We start from the raw sequence: 22983 nt of genomic DNA on the forward strand, positions 1-22983 counted from the left end.
AACGCCGGGGGTGGTGCGGATGATCGGAAAAATCAGGATTTTCCTGGCGCTGGGGCTGGTTGTCGTCGGCTCATTGGTGCTTGTGCCGCTGCAGATACTGTCGATGCGGACCGGGCTCTGGCGCGAGACCTTCATCCTGAAAATCTGGCACAGGATGATTGTCAGGACGGTGGGGCTGCGCATCCATGTCAAGGGAGCGCTGTCCGGCCAGCGCCCATTGCTGATTGCTGCCAACCACATCTCTTGGACCGACATCATGGTGCTGGGGTCGATGGTCGACGTGACGTTCATCGCCAGGGCCGACATGGCCGGCTGGCCGTTGATCGGCATGCTGTCGAAGCTGCAGCGCACGGTATTCATCGAACGTGAGCGCAAGCGTTCGTCGGGCGACCAGGCGAGCGAGATCGCCGGCCGCATGACCAAGGGCGACGCCATGGTGCTGTTTGCCGAAGGCTCGACCGGCGACGGCAACATGATCCTGCCGTTCAAGAGCACGCTGTTCGGCGCCGCCACAATGGCGATTGCGGAAGGGGCGGCCGAACAGGTCTTCATCCAGCCGGTGGCGATCGTCTATACGCGCCTGCATGGCGTGCCGCTCGGCCGCCGGCATCGGCCGGTTGCCGCCTGGATCGGCGACGAGGAGCTGATGCCGCACCTCAAGGTGCTGATGGCCGAGGGCGCCCTCGACGTCGAGGTGCATTTTGGCGAAGCGATTGCTTTCTCCAAGAGCTCCAGCCGCAAGGAGACAGCAAAGCAGATGGAACGCCAGGTGCGCGAGATGGTGCAGGCGGCGCTCGCCGAACCGCGTCCGAGCCGGTAGGCTGCGCAGGTCCCGGCCAGATTCGTCTGTTTTTTGTTGGGGAAAGGCGCTAGAAGCCGCGAAATGGAATTGAACACGACAGAACGCGACGACATCGGCGCTGCCGCCGAAAACCTGGTCGTTCCGGCTGCCGCGACCAGAAAGGTCTTCGTCAAGACCTATGGCTGCCAGATGAACGTTTACGATTCGCAGCGCATGACCGATGCGCTGGCGGCCGACGGCTATGCCGCGACAGACGCCATCGGCGAGGCCGATCTGGTGCTGCTCAACACCTGCCACATCCGCGAGAAAGCGGCGGAAAAGGTCTATTCCGAACTTGGGCGCATCCGTGAGTTGAAGGCCGAGCGTGCAAAGGCCGGGCGCGAAATGCTGGTCGGCGTCGCCGGCTGCGTGGCGCAGGCCGAGGGTGCCGAGATCATCCGCCGCTCGCCGGCCGTCGACCTGGTCATCGGCCCGCAGACCTACCACCGGCTGCCCGGTGTGCTGGCGAGGGCGCGTGGCGGCGAGAAGATCGTCGAGACCGACTATGCCGTCGAGGACAAGTTCGAGTATCTGCCGCAGCCGAAGCGCGCCGAACTGATCAGGCGCGGCGTGACGGCGTTCTTGACCGTTCAGGAAGGCTGCGACAAGTTCTGCACCTTCTGTGTCGTGCCCTATACGCGCGGCTCGGAAGTCTCGCGGCCGGTGGCACAGATCGTCGCCGAGGCCGAGCGCCTGGCGGATGCCGGCGTGCGCGAGCTGACGCTGCTCGGCCAGAACGTCAATGCCTGGCATGGAAGAGGCGAAAACGGCGAGGAATGGGGCCTTGGCCGGCTGCTGTTCAGGCTGGCCGAGATTCCAGGCCTGGCGCGGCTGCGCTACACAACCAGTCATCCGCGCGACATGGAGGATGAATTGATCGCCGCCCATCGTGATTTGCCGACGCTGATGCCCTATCTACATTTACCGGTGCAGTCCGGCTCCGACCGCATACTCAAGGCGATGAACCGCAGGCATATGGCCAAGGACTATCTGACGTTGATCGACCGCATCCGTGCCGCACGGAGCGATATTGCACTGTCGGGCGACTTTATCGTCGGCTTTCCCGGCGAGACGGAAGCCGATTTCGAGGCGACGATGCAGTTGGTCGAAGACGTCAACTATGCCTCGGCCTTTTCGTTCAAATATTCGCCGCGCCCCGGCACGCCGGGCGCCGAGATGAGCGATCACGTGCCGGAGGCCGTCAAGGACGAGCGCCTGCAGCGGCTGCAGGCGCTGCTGCTGAAACAGCAGCAGGATTTCGGCACCAGCCTGATCGGCAGGACCATCGACACGCTGATCGAAAAGCCGGGCCGCCAGGCCGGCCAGAAGGTTGGCCGCTCGCCCTGGCTGCAGCCGGTTATTGTTGATGAAAAGGCCGGCGAAATCGGTGACATTATCCAGGTACGAATCACGAAGACGGGCTACAACAGCCTGTTCGCCGAATTGGCCTGAAGGTCTCGGCAGATGAGGAGAGACGGTTGAGCGCTGCTGAAGTGAAGAACCTGCCCCAGAACCTACCCTCGGGGGCCTCGGATATCGCGCACATCGTACTGACTTTCGACAATAACAAGCTTGCCAGCGCCCTTTACGGCCAGTTCGACGAGAATCTGGCCAGGCTCGAGCAGAAGCTCGGCGTCGATATCCGCTCGCGCGGCAATCAATTGACGATCAAGGGCTCTTCCTCGGCCGCCGAGCAGGCGCGCCGCGCCTTGGACAATCTTTACGGCATTCTGCAGAAAGGCACCGATATCGGCCAGTCCGATGTCGACGGCGCCGTGCGCATGGCGATCGCCAGCGACGACCAGCTGACGCTGCCGACGCTGGAGCGCAAGGGCAAGGTGTCCGCCGCCCAGATATCGACGCGCAAGAAGACGATCTATGCCCGCTCGCTGAACCAAGACGCCTATATGCGCGCGCTGGAGCGGTCGGAACTCGTCTTCGGCATCGGCCCGGCCGGCACCGGAAAGACCTATCTGGCGGTGGCGCATGCGGCAATGCTGCTCGAACGCGGCATGGTCGAACGCATCGTGCTGTCGCGCCCCGCGGTCGAGGCCGGCGAACGGCTTGGCTTTCTGCCGGGTGACATGAAGGAGAAGGTCGATCCCTATCTGCGGCCGCTCTATGACGCGCTCTACGACATGATGCCGGCCGACAAGGTCGAGCGGGCGATTGCCGCCGAGGTCATCGAGATCGCGCCGCTGGCGTTCATGCGCGGCCGTACGCTGGCGCACGCTGCCGTCATACTCGACGAGGCGCAGAACACCACGCCGATGCAGATGAAGATGTTCCTGACCCGGCTCGGCGAGAGCTCGCGCATGATCGTCACCGGCGATCCGACCCAGATCGATCTGCCGCCAAACACCAAGTCCGGCCTGGTCGAGGCGCTGAGAATCCTCGACGGCGTCACCGGCATGGTGACGGTCCGCTTCAACGAAGGCGACGTCGTCAGGCATCCGCTGGTCGCCGAGATCGTCAAGGCCTATGACCGCGACGGCAAGCTGGCCAGGGGCCTGGGTGTCGAAAGCTGATATGATTATGCGGCCGCATGGCTGAGGAGCAAAAGGCGGGGGGGCCGCTTCCCGTCGAGATCGATATCGCGATCGAGGCGGGCGACTGGCCCGACGAGACGACGCTGACGCGGCTGGTCGACCACGCCGTCTCGGCCGGCTTTGCCGAAACCGGTGCGGACGGCCGTTCCGAGCTCAGCATAGTCTTTTCCGACGATGCCCATATCCGTACGCTCAATGCCGGCTGGCGCGGCAAGGACAAGCCGACCAACGTCCTGTCTTTTCCGGCTTTTCCGTTTGCCAGGGGCGGGCCTCTGCCGCCGATGCTCGGCGACATCGTTTTGGCCGCCGAGACTGTCGCGCGCGAGGCGGCACTGGAAGACAAGCCCATCGAGGACCATATCTCCCATCTCGTCATCCATGGCCTGCTGCATTTGCTGGGCTATGATCACGAAACGGATGCCGAAGCGGAGCTGATGGAAGCGACAGAGCGCGCAGCACTTGCGAGGCTTGCCATTCCCGATCCCTACACGTAATTACAAAAGACCAATTGACCGGACGATGATGAACGACAAACCAGAGACTGCCGCCCGCTCCGACGCCGGCAGTGTGATCAAGCCTTCCGAAACGACGGAAGAGGGCTCGAGTCCGAGTACCACGACCGGCAGCTTCGCCAGCGAGGCATCGCCTGCCGGTCCTTCCCTGTTCGATCGCGTGCTCGGGCTTTTCAGGCACCGGAACGGCACCAGCCTGCGCGAGGAGATTGCCGGTGCGCTTGCCGAAACGGCGAGCGATGCAGAATCCTTCTCGCCCGGCGAACGCGCCATGCTCAACAACATCCTGCGCCTGCGCGAAGTGCGGGTCGAGGACGTCATGGTGCCGCGCGCCGATATCGAGGCGGTCGAGATCACCACGAAGCTCGGCGACCTTCTGGGGTTGTTCGAGCAGTCCGGCCATTCCCGCATGCCGGTCTATTCGGAGACGCTCGACGATCCGCGCGGCATGGTCCATATCCGCGACGTGCTGGCGCACATCACCAAGGTCGCCCGCGTCAGAAAGGGCAGGACGACCAGGAAAACCCCGGTCGCGGCTGTTCTCGATCTCGCCCAGGTCGATCTGGCGCGCACCATCGGCGATCTCAACCTGATCCGACCGGTGCTGTTCGTGCCGCCCTCGATGCTCGCCTCCGACCTGATGGGGCGGATGCAGACGACGCGGACCCAGATGGCTTTGGTCATCGACGAATATGGCGGTACTGACGGTCTCGTCTCGCTCGAGGACATCGTCGAGATGGTGGTCGGCGACATCGAGGACGAGCACGACGAAGACGAGCCGATGATCACCCAGGCCGGTGAAGGCGTCTTCATCGTCGACGGCAAGGCCGAGATCGACGATGTCGCCAAGATGATCGGCGAGGATTTCGCCGCCGGCGAGCACGGCGAATATGTCGACACGATCGGCGGCATGATCTTCAACACGCTTGGCCGGGTGCCGGCGCGCGGCGAAGTGGTGCAGGCCATACCCGGCTTCGAGTTCCATGTGCTCGACGCCGATCCGCGCCGCGTCAAGCGCGTGCGCATCGTCGAGACACTGAAGGGCGAGCGCCGCCGCCGCGCCGTCCGCACCGAGCAGGCTTGAAGGACGCGGCTTGCCCGATGCCGGTTGAGGACCCGTTCAAGCACTCAACCTTGGGCTCGGGTGTCTTCTACCAGAATCCGCGGGCCGCATTGACATGGCTTGAAAAGGCTTTCGGCTTCGAGCCGAGCATGGTGGTCAGCGATGCTAATGGCAGGCTCGTCCATTCCGAGATGCGGTTCGGCGACGGCTATATCATCGTCGATTCCGAATGGGCCGACCATATAGCCAGCCCGGCTTCAGTTGCAGGCAAGAACACGCAGTCGGTCTATGTACGTCTCAAGGACGGGATAGATGCCCACTGCGATCGTGCAAGGGCGGCGGGAGCCGAGATCGTCGAGGGGCCTGCCGACCAGCTCTACGGTGAACGGCAGTACAGGGCGCGCGATCCTGAAGGCCATATCTGGACCTTTTCCCAGACTGTCCGCTCCATCCCACGCGAAGAGGCTGAGCGGCTGGGCGGACTGAAGATCGAAGGCTGGCATCGATAGCTATGAGCGGACTTGTTCGCTCTTATCCGGTTTGGAGCCAAGGCCGCGGCCTGATAAATCTTGCTTCCTGATTCGCACGACTCGGAAGCATAGATGGAGCGCCAGGCCGGCCGGATAATTCTGCTTTGGGGCTGGCGGCGCGCGCTGGTTGCGTTTCTTGCCGGGGCGCTGGCGGTTCTTGCCCAGGCGCCGTACGATTTCTTCGCCGTCTGTTTCGTTTCGTTTCCCCTGCTGGTGTGGCTCCTCGACGGCGCGACCGGCGAAGCCTCGGACGGTTTTCTGCGACGCTTGCTGCCGGCTTTCGCCATCGGCTGGTGGTTCGGGTTCGGCTACTTTCTTGCCGGTCTCTGGTGGGTCGGCTCGGCGCTTCTGGTCGAGGCCGACAGCTTCGCCTGGGCCTTGCCGTTCGCGGTGGTCGGCATCCCCCTCGCGCTCGCCTTCTTCTATGGTTTCGCCGCCGCGGTCGCCCGGCTGTTGTGGAGCAACGACATCGGCCGCATCGCCGCGCTCGCCTTCGGCTTTGCGCTGGCGGAATGGCTGCGCGGCTTCCTGTTCACCGGCTTTCCGTGGAATGCCGTCGGCTATGCGGCGATGCCGGTGCCTTTGCTGATGCAGAGCGTATCGGTGACCGGCATGGTCGGCATGGACGCGCTTGCGGTCTTCGTCTTTGCGCTGCCGGCGCTGCTTGCGGCGCGCCGGCATCTCCGCCTCGGCGCGGCATTGCTTGTCGTTCTCGTCGCCGCCCATGCCGGCTTCGGCTATATCCGGTTCGCCGCCCCCGAAGAACCGGCCCCCCGCAGCCTTGACGTCCGTATCGTGCAGCCTGCCGTCGACCTTACGGAAAAATGGGATACTTCGGTGCGTGACCGTATCTTCGCCACCATGATGGGGCTTTCGGCCAAGACGCCGGAACCCGGCCATTACCGGCCGCAATTGATCCTGTGGCCGGAGACGTCCGTGCCGTTTCTGTTCACCGAACGTCCGGATGCCCTGCCTGCGATCGGAGAGATGCTTGGCGATGGCCAGATGCTGGTCGCCGGCGTCGTTCGCGAGGAAGGCGGCTCGGCGGCCGGCAGCCGTTACTACAACTCTGTGGTGGCGATCGACGAAAGGGGCGAAATCGTCGATGCCGTCGACAAGGTCCACCTGGTACCCTTCGGCGAATACCTGCCTTTCGCCGATCTGCTCGGCCGCTTCGGGCTTGAGCAGCTTGTTGCCGGTCCAATGACCTTCGCGGCGGGCAATGAGCGGCATCCGATCGCGCTGCCCGGCGGTATCCGGGCGCTGCCGTTTATTTGCTATGAGGTCATCTTTCCCGATCTGGTCGCAGTTGACGCAACGTCAGCCGAGCTTATTGTGAACGTCACCAATGACGCCTGGTTCGGCGACACGCCGGGGCCGTACCAGCACTTCAGGCAGGCGCAGATCCGGGCGGTGGAGAACGGGGTGCCCCTGTTGCGCGCGGCTAATAACGGCATTTCGGCCGTTGTCGACCCGCGCGGTCGCATCGTCGACGCGCTGGCAATCGATGCACGCGGCGCGATCGATGTGCGTGTGCCGATCTCCAACCAAGCCATCGTTTCCTCCGGCCAACGACGCATTAACGGAATGCTGATCATGTTTTTGCTTGCCGTTGCGGCATGCATTTTGAACGTAAGGCAAAGGCTACGGGCGAATTGACAGCCGACACATTAGAAACTCATACTGTAAGCGCCTGAAAATTTTCGAAGTCGATAAGGTTGTTCTGTTGGGGCACGGGCCGCGGCGTCGTTTGGGCAGCAAAATAGAAAAAGCCGGAAAAATTCGGCGAGGAAAAAATGACAGAAGAAAACAAGAAAAAGCCGAATCCGATCGACATCCACGTCGGAAGCCGCATCCGGCTTCGCCGCAATATGCTGGGAATGAGCCAGGAAAAACTGGGTGAAAACCTCGGCATAACGTTCCAGCAGATCCAAAAGTACGAAAAGGGCACCAATCGCGTCGGCGCCAGCCGTTTGCAGGCAATCGCCTCCATACTCGGCGTCCCCGTCGCCTTCTTTTTCGAGGATGCGCCCGGTCAGGAGCCCGTGGGCAACCGTGGATTTGCCGAGGATGCTTCGATGACCTCCGCCGTCGAATTCTGCGGCAGCCCGGAAGGCCTCCAGCTGAATCGCGCCTTCGTCAAGATCGCCGACGTGAAAGTGCGCCGCAAGATCATCGAGCTGGTGAAGTCGCTTTCCACCGACGAAGTCGATTGACTGGCCCGTGAAGAGTTCAACAAGGAAGGGGTCGTCGTAGCCGGGCATGCAATTTCTCGCGGCTGCGCGCATTGAGGGATGTTCATTCCGCAGATGCGCTAAAGCGCAGATCGATTTCGCTCGACACGCTTCCTCGAAGCCGTTTTCCTCAGTCTGTTGGTGCAAGGGCTGATCGCAGTGCGCCCTGCCGCCGTCTCGGGATGCAAAGATAATAACCCGCCGTCTCGGGATGCAAAGATAATAACGTCAAAATTCATGCCAGAACGGCTGCATGGCTTGACGAGCGACGCCCGGCACCGTTAACAACTGGCGCGCCAAAATCGGCGGCCTGCCGATATTTTTTTCAAGAGGGGACACCCGTGACGCGGCACAATTACTTCTTCACCTCGGAATCCGTTGCCGAGGGCCATCCCGACAAGGTCTGCGACCGCATCTCCGACGAGATTGTCGATCTCGTCTATCGCGAAGCCAGAAAGACCGGCATGGACCCGTGGAAGGTCCGCGTTGCCTGCGAGACGCTTGCGACGACCAATCGCGTTGTCATCGCCGGCGAGGTGCGCGTCCCCGAGACGCTGCTCAAGAAGGATAAGGAGGGCAACGTCCTGAAGGATGCGGCCGGCCATCCGATTGTCAACCCGGCCAAGTTCAAGTCGGTCGCTCGCAAGGCGATCCGCGAAATCGGCTACGAGCAGGCCGGCTTCCACTGGAAGACAGCCAAGATCGAGGTCCTGCTGCACGGCCAGTCGCCGGATATCGGCCAAGGCGTCGACAACGCCTCCGACCGGCAAGGCGAGGAGGGAGCCGGCGACCAGGGCATCATGTTTGGCTATGCCTGCCGCGAAACCCCGGACCTGATGCCGGCGCCGATCTATTACAGCCACAAGATCCTCGAATTGCTGGCGGCTGCGCGCCATGAAGGCAGCGGTGATGCCGGCAGGCTCGGGCCGGATGCCAAGAGCCAGGTCACCGTCCGCTATGTCGACGGCAAAGCGGCGGAAGTGACGCAGATCGTGCTGTCGACCCAGCATCTCGATGAGACGTGGGATTCGAAGAAGGTGCGCAACGTCGTCGAGCCCTATATTCGCGAAGCACTGGGCGACCTGAAGATTGCCGACAATTGCAACTGGTACATCAATCCGACCGGCAAGTTCGTCATCGGCGGGCCTGATGGCGACGCCGGCCTGACCGGCCGCAAGATCATCGTCGACACTTATGGTGGGGCTGCGCCTCATGGCGGCGGCGCTTTTTCTGGCAAGGATACCACCAAGGTCGACCGCTCGGCGGCCTATGCGGCGCGTTATCTCGCCAAGAACGTGGTTGCCGCAAAGCTCGCCGATCGCTGCACCATCCAGCTTTCCTATGCGATCGGTGTCGCCCAGCCGCTGTCGATCTACGTCGACCTGCACGGCACCGGCAAGGTCGACGAGGCAAAACTCGAGCGTGCACTGCGCGCCGTGATGGACCTGTCGCCTTCCGGCATCCGCCGCCACCTCGATCTCAACAAGCCGATCTATGCCAAGACGTCGTCCTACGGCCATTTTGGCCGCAAGGCCGGCCGCGACGGATCCTTCTCCTGGGAGAAGACCGATCTCGCCAAGGCGCTCAAGGACGCTCTCGCCGAACCGGTCGCCGAAGCAGTCGCCGCCTAACCGCGGCGCCTATGGATCCGAAGGACCGGCCAAGCCGTGCGACCGAGGCCTTTTTCGGTCGCCGGCGCGGCAAGACCATTCGACCACAACAGGCAGCGGCGCTGGAGAGCGGCTTCGCCGCCTACAGGCTCGATCTGACGGTTGAACCGCCGGCCGACTTGCGCAGCCTTTTCGAAGCCGAAGTTTCGGCTGTCCAGCTCGAAATCGGTTTTGGCGGCGGCGAACATCTTCTGCACCGTGCTACGGCCAGCCAGGCGACCGGCTTTATCGGCGTCGAGCCTTTCGTCAACGGCATGGCCAAGATGATGATGGCGGTCCGGGAGCGGCCGCTTGCCAATCTGCGCGTCTATGACGACGACGCCACACGTCTGCTGGACTGGCTGCCGCAGGCTTCGCTTGACGGCATTGACCTTCTCTATCCGGATCCGTGGCCGAAGAAGAAGCACTGGAAGCGGCGCTTCGTCAGCCCGGTCAATCTCGACCGCTTCGCGCGCGTCCTGAAGCACGGCGGAAAGTTCCACTTTGCGTCCGATATCGACAGCTATGTGAACTGGACGCTCCTGCATTGCCGGGCGCACGACGCCTTCACGTGGCAGGCAAGCGAAGCAGCCGACTGGCACCGGCCCTATGATGGCTGGCCGGGGACGCGCTATGAGGCCAAGGCCATTCGCGAAGGCCGACGGCCCGCCTATCTCACCTTCGTGCGGAAATAAGCGGGAAATTAGAGCTGAGCACAAGGCGAGCGGGCCGAGGGCTCTCGGCGCTCACTTGGCTCAGAAGCGACGGATCTTGTCGAAGGCTGCCGGCTCCATGCCGAGATTGCGCAGATCATGCGCACGCGGCTTGCGACCGCTTTCCACAGCCCGCGACGCGGCTACGGCGCTGCCGAACACGCTAAAGACATCGCCTATGGCTGAAAAAAATCCACGATTGTTCATGATGGTAACCCTTTCGAGCGCAGTGAGCGCTCCAATTGTGCAATGCAACATAGATAGTCGTGCGTGGCCGGTGCTCAAAGGGGGATCACTGCATGGGCGCCATGCATTTGGCGCAGCGCTGCGGACCCGGAGCCTTGCCGTCATGCAGGACGGGCTTGAAACGAGGACCACGATCGTCTATATCAGCTTCAAATTCTTGGTCGGTATGACGAAGAGTGGGTCCACCCGGTCCCGCTCTTTTTTATTACCTGCCGACCAACAGAAATCGAGTGACAGGACCGAATGACAGTGACGGCAAGCGAAGGCGACGACCGCATCATCCGCGAAAGCGGCATCGATGCGCGCATCGCGCTGATCGTTCAGCCGGTACTGCGCGCCATTGGCTTCCGCTTGGTACGTGTGCACCTGTCGGGCCAGAACGGGCTGACGCTGCAGATCATGGCCGAGCGCGAGGACGGCACCATGACGGTCGAGGATTGTGAAGAGGTCAGCCGGGCGGTGTCGCCGGCGCTCGATGTCGATGATCCGATCGAGAAGGCTTATTATCTCGAAGTGTCGTCGCCGGGCATCGACCGGCCGCTGGTCCGCAAATCGGACTTTGCAGCCTGGACCGGCCATCTGGTGAAGATGGAAACGTCGGTTCTCGTCGCCGACCGTAAGCGCTTCAAGGGCAAGATCGCCGAAAGCGACGCGGACGGTGTGCTGATCGAGCGTGACAAGGCCGCTTACGGCGAGGAGCCGACGGTACGTGTTCCCTACGATGCGATTGCCGAAGCGCGGCTGGTCCTGACCGACGATCTTATCCGCGATGCGCTGTCGAAGGACAACCGGGCGCGCAAGGAAGCCAGGAAACGCCGCGGCGAACCCGAAGACGCACCAGAGGGTGCGGAAGACGAAACCGAACAGGAAATGTGATTGGGCTGCCGGCCGTAAAGGTCGGCAACAAGCTCGGGAGAAAGAAGATGGTTGTAAGCGCCAACAGGCTTGAACTGCTGCAGATCGCCGATGCGGTCGCGCGTGAAAAGTCGATCGACAAGTCGATTGTCATCGCCGCCATGGCCGATGCGATCCAGAAGGCTGCGCGCTCGCGCTACGGCCAGGAAACCAATATCCGCGCCGACATCAACGCCAACACCGGCGAGATGAAGCTGCAGCGGCTGATGGAAGTGGTCGAGAAGGTCGATGACTACGCGACCCAGATTGCCATTTCCTCGGCGCGCGAGCGCAATCCGGACGCCCAGCTCGGCGATTTCATCGCCGAACAGCTGCCGCCGATGGATTTTGGGCGCATCGCCGCCCAGTCCGCCAAGCAGGTCATCGTGCAGAAGGTGCGCGAGGCCGAGCGCGACCGGCAATATGACGAATACAAGGACCGTATCGGCGAGATCGTCAACGGTACCGTCAAGCGCGTCGAATACGGCAACGTCATCGTCGATCTCGGCCGCGGCGAAGCGATCATCCGCCGCGACGAGCTGATTCCGCGCGAAAACTACAAGTATGGCGATCGCGTCCGTGCCTATGTCTATGACGTGCGCCGCGAACAGCGCGGCCCGCAGATCTTCCTGTCGCGCACCCATCCGCAGTTCATGGCGAAGCTGTTCACCATGGAAGTGCCGGAAATCTACGACGGCATCATCGAGATCAAGTCGGTCGCCCGCGATCCGGGTTCGCGCGCCAAGATCGCCGTCATCTCGCGCGACAGCTCCATCGATCCGGTCGGCGCCTGCGTCGGCATGCGCGGCAGCCGCGTCCAGGCGGTCGTCGGTGAATTGCAGGGCGAGAAGATCGACATCATTCCGTGGTCGCCTTCGGCCGCGTCCTTCATCGTCAATGCTTTGCAGCCGGCGGAAGTCGCCAAGGTCGTGCTCGACGAGGATGCCGAGCGCATCGAGGTCGTCGTTCCCGACGATCAGCTGTCGCTGGCCATCGGCCGCCGTGGCCAAAACGTCCGTCTTGCCTCGCAGCTCACCGGCTGGGACATCGACATCCTGACCGAGCAGGAAGAGAGCGAACGCCGCCAGAAGGAATTCGTCGAACGGTCGTCGCTGTTCATGGAAGCCCTCGACGTCGACGAGATGGTCGGCCAGGTGCTCGCTTCCGAAGGCTTCACCAGCGTCGAGGAAGTCGCGTATGTCGATTCCGGCGAAATCGCGTCGATCGACGGCTTCGACGAGGACACGGCTTCGGAAATCCAGACCCGCGCCCGCGAATATCTGGAGAAGATCGAAGCCGAGCACGACGAGAAGCGCAAGGCGCTCGGCGTCAAGGACGAGCTGCGCGAGATTCCCGGCATCACCACCGCCATGATGGTGACGCTCGGCGAGGACGGCGTGAAGACGATCGAGGATTTCGCCGGCTACGCCGCCGACGACCTGACCGGTTGGAAGGAACGCAAGGACGGCGAGACGAAGGTATTCCCGGGTGTGCTCGCCAACCACGGCGTGTCGCGCGCCGATGCCGAGCAAATGGTCTTGGCCGCTCGCCTGAAGGCTGGCTGGATCACCGAAGACGAGCTTGCCGCCGAGGGCGCGCCGGCTGACGAAACCGTCGGTGCGTGAGGTGAAACCGCATCGCACCGAACCCGCCCTTGGACGAGATGAACGATCGCACCTGCATCGTCACCCGCAGGCAAGCCGAACCGGATGAACTGATCCGTTTCGTCGTCGGCCCGGATTCGGCCGTCGTTCCGGACATCAAGAGAAACCTGCCCGGCCGCGGTTGCTGGGTGACGGCCGACCGCCTACATATAGAAAAGGCAGCGGCCAAAAACCTGTTTGCCCGTGCTTTTAAGGCGCAGGTGAGCGTGCCGGCCGATCTTGGCGGCATGGTCGACGCGCTGCTTTCCAGGTCCGCTCTGGGCATGCTTGGCCTGGCCCGCAAGGCGGGCGCCATAGCGCTCGGAGCGACCAAGGTCGAGAGCGCCGTGCGCGGCGGACTTGCACTTTTCGTGCTCCACGCGACCGAGGCTTCCGACGATGGCGTCCGCAAGATAAGCCAGGCGCGACGGGCAACCGTCCACCTCGGCGGGCCTGCGATCCGCGCTTACAAACTTTTCTCCGAGGCCGAGTTGAGCTTGGCATTGGGGGGTACAAATGTGATACATGCTGCCGTTCTCGCGGGAGACGCGGGCAGGGCGGTCCAGAAGCGCATGGTTGCGCTCGACCGATATCGGGGCGGTTCCCCGGACGATCTGGCAATGCTTGCGGCCGTTGCTGACGAAGATGATGCCGCAGAGGATATGGAATGAGCGATACGAAATCGGGCGACGACAAGACGCTGAGTGTTACGCCGAAGAAGACCTTGACGCTGAAGCGCCCCGGTATGGAACAGGGCACGGTGCGCCAGAACTTCTCGCACGGCCGCACCAAGTCGGTGGTCGTCGAGACCAAGAAGCGCAAGTTCTCGCTGCCCGGCGACAAGCCGGAGCCGGCGGCAGCGCCTGTGTCCGTCTTCACGCCGAAGCCGGTCGCGGCAGCGCCTGCCGTGCAGGAAGCTCCCAAGACGCCTCTCCCTCCGCCGCCGGTCGAACGCGGCGGCATGGTGCTGAACGAGTTGTCGCGCCAGGAAATGGAAGCACGCCGCCGGGCTCTCGAGGGCTCGAAGGTCCGCGATGTCGAGGATCGCCAGCGCGCCATCGAGGAAGCCAAGCGCCGCAGCGAGGACGAAGAGCGCCGCCGCCGCGAGCGCGAGGAATCGGCTCGCCGTCAGGCCGAGGAAGAGGCACGGCTGCAAGCCGAGGCCGAATCCCGCCGCCGTGCCGAGGAAGAGGCGCGCCGCCGTGCGCCGCTCGCCGCCGAACTGGCAACAGTCGATGACGAGGAAGAGGTCAAACCGAAGCGGACCGGTGCCGGCGCTCCAGTGCGCCGTCTGGTCACGCCGGAAGTGGCGCGTCCGGCCAAACCGACCAAGGGCGAGGAAGACCGCCGCCGCGGCAAGCTGACGCTGAATTCGGCGCTTTCCGACGAGGATGCGCGCGCCCGCTCGCTCTCGTCGATGCGCCGCCGTCAGGAGAAATTCAAGCGCGCGTTGCATAACGAGCCACGCGAGAAAGTCATGCGTGAAGTGATCCTGCCCGAAACCATCACCATCCAGGAGCTGGCGCAGCGCATGTCCGAGCGCGCTGTCGACGTGGTCAAGTTCTTCATGAAGCAGGGCCAGATCCTGAAGCCTGGTGACGTCATCGACGCCGACACGGCCGAACTCGTCGCCACCGAATTTGGCCACACGGTCCGCCGCGTCGCCGAGTCCGACATCGAAGAAGGCTTGTTCAACATCGCCGATCGTCCCGAGGACCTCCAGCCGCGTCCGCCGGTGGTAACGATCATGGGCCATGTCGATCACGGCAAGACCTCGTTGCTCGATGCCATCCGCAATGCCAACGTCGTCTCCGGCGAGGCCGGCGGCATTACCCAGCATATCGGCGCCTATCAGGTCGAGAAGAACGGTCACAAGGTTACCTTCATCGACACGCCCGGCCACGCCGCCTTCACGGCGATGCGTGCCCGCGGTGCCCAGGCGACCGATATCGCCATCCTCGTGGTGGCAGCTGACGACAGCGTCATGCCGCAGACGATCGAATCGATCAATCACGCCAAGGCGGCCGGCGTTCCGATCATTGTGGCGATCAACAAGATCGACAAGCATGACGCCGACCCGCAGAAGGTGCGTTCGGAACTGCTGCGCCATGAGGTGTTCGTCGAATCCATGGGCGGCGAGGTGCTGGATGTCGAGGTGTCGGCGACCAAGGGCATCAATCTCGACAAGTTGCTCGAAGCGATCCTGCTGCAGGCCGAAATCCTCGACCTGAAGGCCAATCCGGACCGCACCGCCGAAGGCGTGGTCATCGAAGCCCAGCTCGACAAGGGCCGCGGCCCAGTCGCTACCGTGCTGGTGCAGACCGGCACGTTGATGCCGGGCGACATTCTCGTCGCCGGCAACGAATGGGGCCGGGTACGCGCGCTCGTCAATGATCGCGGCGAGCAGGTCAAGGAAGCGCCGCCGGCAATGCCGGTGGAGGTGCTCGGCCTGCAAGGCACGCCGCAGGCCGGCGACCGCTTCGCCGTGGTCAACAACGAGGCCCGCGCCCGCGAGATCACCGAATACCGCCAGCGTCTGGCACGCGAGAAGGCGGTGGCCAGGCATGCCGGCCAGCGCGGTTCGCTGGAGCAGATGATGTCGCAATTGCAGACCAGCGGACTGAAAGAATTCCCGCTGGTTATCAAGGGCGACGTGCAGGGCTCGATCGAGGCGATCAACGCCGCGCTCGACAATCTCGGCACCGACGAGGTGCGCGCCCGCATCGTCCATGCGGGGGCTGGCGGCATTACCGAAAGCGACGTGTCGCTGGCGGAAACTTCGGGGGCTGCGATCATCGGCTTCAACGTTCGCGCCAATGCGCAGGCCCGCGCAGCCGCGGCTGCGGCAGGCATCGAGATCCGCTACTATTCGATCATCTACAATCTGGTCGATGATGTGAAAGCGGCGCTCTCCGGCCTGCTCTCGCCGGAGCGTCGCGAGACCTTCATCGGCAATGCCGAGATCCTCGAGATCTTCGACATCACCAAGGTCGGCAAGATCGCCGGCTGCCGTGTCACCGAAGGCAAGGTCGAGCGTGGTGCGGGCGTGCGCCTGATCCGCGACAACGTCGTCATCCACGAAGGCACGCTGAAGACCCTGAAGCGCTTCAAGGACGAGGTTTCGGAAGTTCCGGGCGGCCAGGAATGCGGCATGGCCTTCCAGAACTACGAGGACATGCGCGTCGGTGACGTCATCGAGTGCTTCCGCGTCGAGATGGTGACCAGGACGCTCTGAGCTCGACGTCCGAGTTCGGGCATCCATCGAGACCGGGCGGTGGTCGAAAGACCGCCGCCCAAACCATATGAGACATGTGGTGCGGTCCTATCCCGCGCCCCACGATTTCAGGATAGAGAAAAATGCCCCGTTCAATCACATCAGGCCCATCCCAGCGCATGCTGCGCGTCGGCGAGCAGGTGCGCCATGCTCTGTCGGAAACCTTGCAACGTGGCGAGATCCTCGATCCGTTGATCGAGAATGCCGTGGTGTCGGTCTCGGAAGTGCGCATGTCGCCCGATCTGAAGATCGCCACCGCCTTCGTCTCGCCGCTTGGCGCCAAGGATGCCGGCGTGGTGGTCGAAGCGCTCAACAAGCATGCGAAGTTCGTCCGCGGCCGTGTCTCCGGCGCGCTGCGGCAGATGAAGTACATGCCGGAATTCCGCTTCCGGCTCGACACCAGCTACGACAATTTCCAGAAGATCAACGAATTGCTGCACTCGCCCGAAGTGGCGCGCGATCTCAGCGCTGACGACAAAGACAAAGACGACCGGAAGGACAGCGAATAGTGGCGCGTCGCGGCAAGAAGAAGGGCCGGCCGATCTCGGGCTGGCTGGTACTGGACAAGCCGGTCGGCATGGGCTCGACTGAAGCCGTCTCCAAGATCAAATGGCTGTTCCAGGCGGAAAAAGCCGGCCATGCCGGCACGCTCGACCCGCTGGCGTCCGGCATGCTGCCGATCGCGCTCGGCGAAGCGACCAAGACCGTGCCATACGTCCAGGACGGCGCCAAGGTCTACCGCTTCACGGTTGCCTGGGGCGAGGAGCGTTCGACCGACGACCTCGAAGGCCCGGCGACCAAAAGCTCGGACCGCCGTCCGGCGGAAGCCGACGTACGGGCGCTGCTTTCGAAATATACCGGCGTCATCATGCAGACGCCGCCGCAATTTTCGGCGATCAAGATCGCCGGCGAGCGCGCCTACGACCTTGCCCGCGATGGCGAGACGATCGACATTCCGGCACGCGAGGTCGAGATCGGCCGGCTCGATCTGGTCGAGCACATGGCCGATCGCACCATCTTCGAGGTCGAATGCGGCAAGGGCACCTATGTCCGCTCGCTGGCGCGCGACATGGGCCGCGACCTTGGCTGCTTCGGTCACATCGCCGAGCTGCGGCGGGTCGAGGTCGAGCCGTTCACGCAGGAAGATTTCGTTACCCTGGCCGAGCTGGAAGCCGCCCGCTTCGGCGAGCAGGGCGAGCCGCAAGCAGCAGACGCCCCGATCGACTTCGGTGCCATCGATGCACTTCTGGTCGACACCGCCGCCGCGCTCGAATGCCTGCCGCAGGTCGCGATCAGCGATGATGCGGCAACCAAAATCCGCCTCGGCAATCCGGTCATCATTCGCGGCCGTGACGCGCCGGTAGAAGCGGAGGAGGCCTGCGCCACCGCGCGCGGCAAGCTGGTCGCCATCGGCGCCATCGAGCAAGGCATGTTCAAGCCAAAGCGGGTCTTTATCGGGTAACAGCTGTCTCTCGGCGCATGATCTCCAACCGGATTCTATTTTGGGAAAGGATCATGCGCTAAATCAACAGGGCGACGGCGTCGTTTGCCGTCCGAAGGGATGCGCGGCACCGACGCTGCATTCGAGGGGGCACATGGCAAAGGCTGAGACGGGCAGGAAGCGGGCGGCGCTCAAAACACGGAGGCCGCCGGTCGGGGCCTCGCCCGGCACGCTGATCGCCGACCCGGCGGCACGCCGTTCCGAGCTCAGGCTGACATTGATCTCGCCCGAAAAGTTCAAGACCATCGACAATGCCAGCATCGACGACGTCAACACCCATTGCCACAATTGGCCGGTTATCTGGCTCGATTGCACAGGCCTCGCCAACATCCAGCTGATCGAGGAGATCGGCCGGATCTTCAACCTGCATCCGTTGGCGCTGGAAGATGTCGTCAACACCGGCCAGCGGCCGAAGGTGGATTTCTTCGAGGACCATGCCTTTGTCGTCGTCAGGATGATCGACGATGTCACCGCGCATCGCTACGAACAGATCGCCGTCTTCTTCGGCAGGAACTTCGTCGTCACCTTCCAGGAACGCGAAGGCGACCCGTTCGATCCCGTGCGCAAGCGGATCGCAAGCTCGGTGCCCAACCGCTTGCGCTCGCGCGGCGCCGACTATCTCGCCTATGCTTTGATCGACGCCATCGTTGACAGCTATTTCCCGCCGATCGAGGCTGCCGGCGAATTGGTCGACAGCATTGAGGACCAGATGCTGAACCAGGCGCACAAGCATCAGATGCGGCAGCTTCACGAATTGCGGCGCGATGCCAATGTGCTGAAGGGCGTGCTTTGGCCGATGCGCGACGCGCTGGCGACCATGATCCGCAATGACGTCTCTTATGTGAAGGCCGAAACCAAGATATTTCTGAACGACACGCTCGATCATTCGCTGCGATTGATCGAACTGGTCGAAACCCAGCGCGACATGCTGACCGGCCTGATCGAGATGCACTTGTCGCTCAGCCAGGCGCGCACCAACGACGTCATCAGCTATCTGACGATCGTCTCGGTGATCTTCATGCCGCTTACCTTTCTCGTCGGCGTATGGGGCATGAATTTCGACCCCGACACCTCGCCCTGGAACATGCCGGAGCTGAAGGCCTATTACGGCTATCCGCTGTCGCTCGCCTTCATGGCGCTTGTTGCGGTCGGGCTCTTTGCGTACTTCAAATGGAAGAAATGGCTCTGACTAGGCGGAAGTGCCCGTTTATGCAGCAAAAAGCCGGCTTGTGAATTAGGCTGGCCTTTTTGTCGGAATTGCACTATATGCGCCGCAGCTTCGCGCTTTGACGCGTTGCTTGCACCGGCCCCTGCTGGACGACATCCCGGCTGAGGGCGTCCCGTTTCCTCAAACAGACAAGGAAAAACACGATGTCGATTACTGCCGAACGCAAGAAGGAATTGATGGGCGAATTCGCAACCGCCAAGGGCGATACCGGGTCTCCGGAAGTCCAGGTGGCCATCCTTTCGGAGCGCATCAAGAACCTGACCGACCATTTCAAGGACCACAAGAAGGATAACCATTCCCGCCGTGGTCTGCTCGCTCTCGTTTCCCAGCGCCGCAGCCTGCTTGATTATCTCAAGCGCAAGGACGACGCGCGCTATCAGACGCTGATCGAGAAGCTCGGTCTGCGCCGTTGACGAATTGACCGGCGGGTTCTTTCGAGAGCCCGCCGGTCGCGCATTGGAGCATCGGGTCATCCAAGGCTCCATGAAGGAAGTAGGAAGGAAGTAGAGCGCCGCGCATCGGTTTGGATGCGCAAAGGACGCTCTGAAGTTTAGATTTGCGCAGGATATTTTCCGAAAACCTGGTTTTCGGGTTCACGCGCAAGGCCACTCGGATCGATTGGCCAACCCGGTTTCGAAACAGCAGAGGGCCGCTCGAAACCGCCCATGGACGGTCATGGGGCAGGATTGCAGGACGCTCGTGCGGCAAATGCGCTGAATAGCCGAGCTTCCCGTTGTCTTGCCCGTGGCTGCCCGAGAAAGGAAGCCAAGGGAAAGGGGCATCCGCGCACGCTGAAACGGCGCGGCCCTTTCCGCATACGAAGGACAAGACATGTTCAATTACCACAAAGTGGAAATCGAATGGGGCGGCCGTCCGCTCATTCTCGAAACCGGCAAGATCGCACGTCAGGCCGATGGCGCGGTGCTGGCCACCTACGGCGAAACCAAGGTTCTCGCCACCGTCGTCTCGATGAAAGAGCCGAAACCCGGCCTCGATTTCTTCCCGCTGACGGTCAACTACCAGGAGAAGACTTACGCCGCCGGCAAGATCCCGGGTGGCTATTTCAAGCGTGAAGGCCGTCCGAGCGAGAAGGAAACGCTGGTTTCGCGCCTGATCGACCGCCCGATCCGGCCGCTCTTCGCCGAAGGCTACAAGAACGACACCCAGATCGTCGTCACCGTCGTCCAGCACGATCTCGAAAATGACCCGGACATCCTGTCGATCGTCGCCACCTCCGCTGCCCTGACCTTGTCCGGCGTGCCGTTCATGGGCCCGGTTGGCGGCGCCCGCGTCGGCTACATCAACGGCGAATATGTGCTCAACCCGCATGTCGACGAGATGCAGGAATCGAAGCTCGACCTGGTCGTCGCTGGCACCGCCGACGCCGTGCTGATGGTCGAGTCCGAAGCCAAGGAACTCGGCGAGGACCTTATGCTCGGCGCCGTCATGTTCGGCCACAGGGGCTTCCAGCCGGTGATCGACGCGATCATCAAGCTGGCTGAAGTCGCGGCCAAGGACCCGCGCAACTTCACCGCGCCGGACTATTCCGCACTTGAAGCCGAGATGCTCAAGATCGTCGAAGGCGAGCTTCGCGACGCCTACAAGATCACCGACAAGCAGAAGCGCTATGCCGCCGTCGACGCCGTCAAGGCGAAGGTCAAGGCCGCGTTCGCGCCGGCAGAAGGCGAAGAGGCCAAATACACGTCCGAACAGATCGGCACCGTGTTCAAGGAACTCCAGGCCAAGGTCGTGCGCTGGAACATCCTCGACACCGGCTCGCGCATCGACGGCCGCGACCTGAAGACGGTCCGCAAGATCGTCTCGGAAGTCGGCGTCCTGCCGCGCACGCACGGCTCGGCGCTGTTCACTCGCGGCGAGACCCAGGCGCTGGTCGTCGCCACGCTCGGCACCGGCGAGGACGAGCAGTATGTCGATTCGCTGACCGGCATGTACAAGGAGAAGTTCCTCCTGCACTACAACTTCCCTCCCTATTCGGTCGGTGAAACCGGCCGCATGGGTTCGCCGGGCCGCCGCGAAATCGGCCATGGCAAGCTCGCCTGGCGCGCCATCCGGCCGATGCTTCCGACCGCCGACCAGTTCCCCTATACGTTGCGCGTCGTTTCGGAGATCACCGAGTCCAACGGTTCGTCGTCGATGGCTACCGTCTGCGGCACCTCGCTGGCTCTGATGGACGCGGGCGTGCCGCTGGCCAAGCCGGTCGCCGGTATTGCAATGGGCCTGATCAAGGAAGGCGAGCGCTTCGCCGTGCTCTCCGACATTCTTGGCGACGAGGACCACCTCGGCGACATGGACTTCAAGGTTGCCGGCACCGCCTACGGCATCACCTCGCTGCAGATGGACATCAAGATCGAGGGCATCACCGAGGAGATCATGAAGATCGCCCTCGACCAGGCCAAGGATGGCCGTCAGCACATTCTCGGCGAAATGGCCCACGCGCTGTCCGGCGCACGTGCCGAGCTCGGCGAGTTCGCGCCGCGCATCGAGGTCATGCACATCCCGACCGACAAGATCCGCGACGTGATCGGCTCGGGCGGCAAGGTCATCCGCGAGATCGTCGAAAAGACCGGCGCCAAGATCAACATCGAGGACGACGGCACCGTCAAGATCGCCTCGGCCAATGCCAAGGAGATCGAGGCGGCGAAGAAGTGGATACACACCATCGTCGCCGAGCCGGAAGTCGGTGAAATCTACGAAGGCACGGTCGTCAAGACCGCCGACTTCGGCGCTTTCGTCAATTTCTTCGGTCCGCGTGACGGCCTCGTCCACATCTCGCAACTCGCCAATGACCGCGTCGCCAAGACCTCCGATGTGGTCAAGGAAGGCGACAAGGTCTGGGTCAAGCTGATGGGCTTCGACGAGCGCGGCAAGGTCCGCCTGTCGATGAAGGTTGTCGACCAGGCCACCGGCAAGGAAATCGTGCGCGACAAGAAGAGCGAAGGCGAAGAAAACGCCGCCTAAGCTGATCTAACCATGCAATCGAAGCGGGCGCGCCGGAAGGTCGCGCCCGTTTGCGTTTCAACAACAGCCTTGCAGTTCAAGAGTGGTGAATGTCCGCCGAGCCGCTGAAAACGCTTTTCCATCCGTTCGAGGCCGGTGCTGTTTCCCTGCCACGAAAGGATGAACGCATACTCTTTCTCGGTGCCGAGCCCGGCTTTCTCTTGCCGGAAGGGTTTGATGCCAAGCTTCATCTTATCCAAGGCTTCAGGCCGCACTTTCGCGCCTTGCAGGCGTCCGGCTTCGCGGTCACGCCGCAGGTCGAAGGCGAGGCTTTCGACGCGGCATTTGTGCTCGCTGGCCGCCATCGCGGCCAAAACGAGTTGCGCGTTGCCGAAGCGGTCGGACGCGCAGCACCAGGCGGGTTGATCGTCGTCGCCGGCAGCAAGGACGATGGAATCGCCAGCCTGCGCAAGCATGTCGGCGCCCTTGTGCCGCTCGAAGGCCACCTGCCGAAGCATCACGGCATTGCCTTCTGGTTTCGCCGGCCGGCCGATACCGTTGCCGCGGCAACGCTTCCCGCCGCCAATCCGGACTTGGTGGTCGAGGACCGCTTCCGCACGGCCCCAGGCATGTTTTCCTTCGACAAGATCGATGCCGGATCGAAGCTGCTGGTCGAAAATCTGCCCAACGATCTGCGTGGCAGCGTTGCGGATTTCTGTGCCGGTTGGGGCTATGTCGCCGCCGAAGTCGCCGCCCGCTCACCCGGCATATCGGCGCTTGACCTTTACGAAGCGGATTTCGAGGCGCTGGAGGCGGCCAAGGCCAATGTCGGCAACACAGGCGTGGAGCCACGTTTCTTCTGGATAGATCTTTTGAGCGAACCGGTCGAGCGCCGCTACGACGTGGTCGTCATGAACCCGCCCTTTCACCGCAGCCGGGCGACTGAGCCGGAAATCGGTGCCGGCATGATCCGCGCGGCAGGCAAGGCGCTGAAGCCCGGCGGCCGGCTGTTCATGGTGGCAAACCGTCAGCTTCCCTACGAACCGGTGCTGGAGGCCGCCTTCTCCAGCCATGCTGAACTCGCCCGCGACGGCATGTTCAAGGTCTTATCGGCGCGACGCTGAAATCCTGCGGGGCAAGCCGGCGAT

21 protein-coding genes are annotated in these 22983 nt (G+C 62.8%); 20 read left to right on the forward strand and 1 reads right to left on the reverse strand.

Annotation, left to right across the window (positions count from 1 at the left end):
• Positions 1-19 precede the first annotated feature (19 nt).
• From olsA to trmB, 10 genes are all read left to right on the forward strand, one after another.
• Complete coding sequence (gene olsA, locus NKI59_RS07965) at positions 20-820, forward strand: lyso-ornithine lipid O-acyltransferase (RefSeq protein WP_352703425.1); 801 nt, start codon at positions 20-22, stop codon at positions 818-820.
• A 63-nt stretch (positions 821-883) separates the two neighbouring features.
• Positions 884-2293, forward strand: a complete 1410-nt coding sequence (gene miaB, locus NKI59_RS07970) for a tRNA (N6-isopentenyl adenosine(37)-C2)-methylthiotransferase MiaB (protein ID WP_352703427.1) — start codon at positions 884-886, stop codon at positions 2291-2293.
• Positions 2294-2319: 26 nt separating this feature from the next.
• Positions 2320-3369 (forward strand): PhoH family protein, encoded by a 1050-nt coding sequence (locus NKI59_RS07975; RefSeq protein ID WP_352703429.1) that lies wholly within the window; start codon positions 2320-2322, stop codon positions 3367-3369.
• A 17-nt stretch (positions 3370-3386) separates the two neighbouring features.
• Complete coding sequence (ybeY, locus tag NKI59_RS07980; protein ID WP_023676892.1) at positions 3387-3884, forward strand: rRNA maturation RNase YbeY; 498 nt, start codon at positions 3387-3389, stop codon at positions 3882-3884.
• A 28-nt stretch (positions 3885-3912) separates the two neighbouring features.
• A complete protein-coding gene (locus tag NKI59_RS07985) occupies positions 3913-4986 on the forward strand; it encodes a hemolysin family protein (protein WP_352681248.1) in 1074 nt (357 codons plus the stop codon).
• Between the two features lie 17 nt (positions 4987-5003).
• Positions 5004-5474 (forward strand): VOC family protein, encoded by a 471-nt coding sequence (locus NKI59_RS07990; RefSeq protein WP_352703431.1) that lies wholly within the window; start codon positions 5004-5006, stop codon positions 5472-5474.
• Positions 5475-5567: 93 nt separating this feature from the next.
• Positions 5568-7154: an apolipoprotein N-acyltransferase gene (gene lnt / locus NKI59_RS07995; protein WP_352703434.1), complete on the forward strand. Its 1587-nt coding sequence runs from the start codon at positions 5568-5570 to the stop codon at positions 7152-7154.
• 137 nt (positions 7155-7291) lie between these two features.
• The gene (locus tag NKI59_RS08000; protein WP_023676895.1) at positions 7292-7711 is read left to right on the forward strand and encodes a helix-turn-helix domain-containing protein; all 420 of its coding nucleotides are present in this window, start codon (positions 7292-7294) and stop codon (positions 7709-7711) included.
• 359 nt (positions 7712-8070) lie between these two features.
• Positions 8071-9360 carry a methionine adenosyltransferase gene (gene metK, locus NKI59_RS08005; RefSeq protein WP_023676896.1) on the forward strand — a complete coding sequence of 430 codons (1290 nt, stop codon included), beginning with the start codon at positions 8071-8073 and terminating at the stop codon, positions 9358-9360.
• 11 nt (positions 9361-9371) lie between these two features.
• Positions 9372-10073, forward strand: coding sequence for a tRNA (guanine(46)-N(7))-methyltransferase TrmB (trmB, locus tag NKI59_RS08010; protein WP_352614602.1), 702 nt, complete (start codon positions 9372-9374; stop codon positions 10071-10073).
• A gap of 60 nt (positions 10074-10133) precedes the next feature.
• Here the strand turns inward: trmB and NKI59_RS08015 are convergent, their stop codons facing one another.
• Positions 10134-10376, reverse strand: a complete 243-nt coding sequence (locus NKI59_RS08015) for a hypothetical protein (RefSeq protein WP_352703602.1) — start codon at positions 10374-10376, stop codon at positions 10134-10136.
• 204 nt (positions 10377-10580) lie between these two features.
• On the opposite strand from NKI59_RS08015, the gene rimP reads away from it, so the two are divergent.
• The 10 genes from rimP (at position 10581) to NKI59_RS08065 (ending at position 22959) form a co-directional block, all read left to right on the forward strand.
• On the forward strand, positions 10581-11213 hold the full coding sequence (gene rimP, locus NKI59_RS08020; protein WP_352703436.1) for a ribosome maturation factor RimP: 633 nt from the start codon (positions 10581-10583) through the stop codon (positions 11211-11213).
• Between the two features lie 47 nt (positions 11214-11260).
• Positions 11261-12856, forward strand: coding sequence for a transcription termination factor NusA (gene nusA / locus NKI59_RS08025; protein ID WP_352566252.1), 1596 nt, complete (start codon positions 11261-11263; stop codon positions 12854-12856).
• A 38-nt stretch (positions 12857-12894) separates the two neighbouring features.
• Positions 12895-13545 (forward strand): RNA-binding protein, encoded by a 651-nt coding sequence (locus NKI59_RS08030; RefSeq protein ID WP_352455116.1) that lies wholly within the window; start codon positions 12895-12897, stop codon positions 13543-13545.
• A complete protein-coding gene (infB, locus tag NKI59_RS08035; RefSeq protein ID WP_352703438.1) occupies positions 13542-16109 on the forward strand; it encodes a translation initiation factor IF-2 in 2568 nt (855 codons plus the stop codon). Before NKI59_RS08030 ends, infB begins: the two co-directional genes overlap by 4 nt.
• 122 nt (positions 16110-16231) lie before the next feature.
• Positions 16232-16657, forward strand: a complete 426-nt coding sequence (gene rbfA, locus NKI59_RS08040) for a 30S ribosome-binding factor RbfA (RefSeq protein WP_352470068.1) — start codon at positions 16232-16234, stop codon at positions 16655-16657.
• Positions 16657-17610, forward strand: a complete 954-nt coding sequence (truB, locus tag NKI59_RS08045; protein ID WP_023676905.1) for a tRNA pseudouridine(55) synthase TruB — start codon at positions 16657-16659, stop codon at positions 17608-17610. The genes rbfA and truB overlap by 1 nt, the downstream gene beginning before the upstream one ends.
• A 133-nt stretch (positions 17611-17743) precedes the next feature.
• Positions 17744-18838 (forward strand): magnesium/cobalt transporter CorA, encoded by a 1095-nt coding sequence (corA, locus tag NKI59_RS08050; RefSeq protein WP_352703441.1) that lies wholly within the window; start codon positions 17744-17746, stop codon positions 18836-18838.
• A 140-nt stretch (positions 18839-18978) separates the two neighbouring features.
• Positions 18979-19290, forward strand: coding sequence for a 30S ribosomal protein S15 (gene rpsO / locus NKI59_RS08055; RefSeq protein WP_280940423.1), 312 nt, complete (start codon positions 18979-18981; stop codon positions 19288-19290).
• Positions 19291-19708: 418 nt separating this feature from the next.
• On the forward strand, positions 19709-21856 hold the full coding sequence (gene pnp / locus NKI59_RS08060) for a polyribonucleotide nucleotidyltransferase (RefSeq protein ID WP_352703443.1): 2148 nt from the start codon (positions 19709-19711) through the stop codon (positions 21854-21856).
• A gap of 89 nt (positions 21857-21945) precedes the next feature.
• Positions 21946-22959: a class I SAM-dependent methyltransferase gene (locus tag NKI59_RS08065; RefSeq protein ID WP_352703446.1), complete on the forward strand. Its 1014-nt coding sequence runs from the start codon at positions 21946-21948 to the stop codon at positions 22957-22959.
• Positions 22960-22983 lie beyond the last annotated feature (24 nt).

This window comes from Mesorhizobium sp. M0598 (assembly GCF_040320865.1).
Taxonomy (GTDB): domain Bacteria; phylum Pseudomonadota; class Alphaproteobacteria; order Rhizobiales; family Rhizobiaceae; genus Mesorhizobium.

Excerpts from the sequence above, each read along its gene's own strand:
- pnp (WP_352703443.1), top strand. The coding sequence starts at position 19,709 with ATGTTCAATTACCACAAAGTGGAAATCGAATGGGGCGGCCGTCCGCTC.
- olsA (WP_352703425.1), top strand. The coding sequence starts at position 20 with ATGATCGGAAAAATCAGGATTTTCCTGGCGCTGGGGCTGGTTGTCGTC.
- rbfA (WP_352470068.1), top strand. The coding sequence starts at position 16,232 with ATGCCCCGTTCAATCACATCAGGCCCATCCCAGCGCATGCTGCGCGTC.
- NKI59_RS08065 (WP_352703446.1), top strand. The coding sequence starts at position 21,946 with ATGTCCGCCGAGCCGCTGAAAACGCTTTTCCATCCGTTCGAGGCCGGT.
- trmB (WP_352614602.1), top strand. The coding sequence starts at position 9,372 with ATGGATCCGAAGGACCGGCCAAGCCGTGCGACCGAGGCCTTTTTCGGT.
- NKI59_RS07990 (WP_352703431.1), top strand. The coding sequence starts at position 5,004 with ATGCCGGTTGAGGACCCGTTCAAGCACTCAACCTTGGGCTCGGGTGTC.
- NKI59_RS08000 (WP_023676895.1), top strand. The coding sequence starts at position 7,292 with ATGACAGAAGAAAACAAGAAAAAGCCGAATCCGATCGACATCCACGTC.
- miaB (WP_352703427.1), top strand. The coding sequence starts at position 884 with ATGGAATTGAACACGACAGAACGCGACGACATCGGCGCTGCCGCCGAA.
- NKI59_RS08030 (WP_352455116.1), top strand. The coding sequence starts at position 12,895 with ATGAACGATCGCACCTGCATCGTCACCCGCAGGCAAGCCGAACCGGAT.
- rimP (WP_352703436.1), top strand. The coding sequence starts at position 10,581 with ATGACAGTGACGGCAAGCGAAGGCGACGACCGCATCATCCGCGAAAGC.
- ybeY (WP_023676892.1), top strand. The coding sequence starts at position 3,387 with ATGGCTGAGGAGCAAAAGGCGGGGGGGCCGCTTCCCGTCGAGATCGAT.
- corA (WP_352703441.1), top strand. The coding sequence starts at position 17,744 with ATGGCAAAGGCTGAGACGGGCAGGAAGCGGGCGGCGCTCAAAACACGG.
- NKI59_RS07985 (WP_352681248.1), top strand. The coding sequence starts at position 3,913 with ATGAACGACAAACCAGAGACTGCCGCCCGCTCCGACGCCGGCAGTGTG.
- infB (WP_352703438.1), top strand. The coding sequence starts at position 13,542 with ATGAGCGATACGAAATCGGGCGACGACAAGACGCTGAGTGTTACGCCG.
- lnt (WP_352703434.1), top strand. The coding sequence starts at position 5,568 with ATGGAGCGCCAGGCCGGCCGGATAATTCTGCTTTGGGGCTGGCGGCGC.
- nusA (WP_352566252.1), top strand. The coding sequence starts at position 11,261 with ATGGTTGTAAGCGCCAACAGGCTTGAACTGCTGCAGATCGCCGATGCG.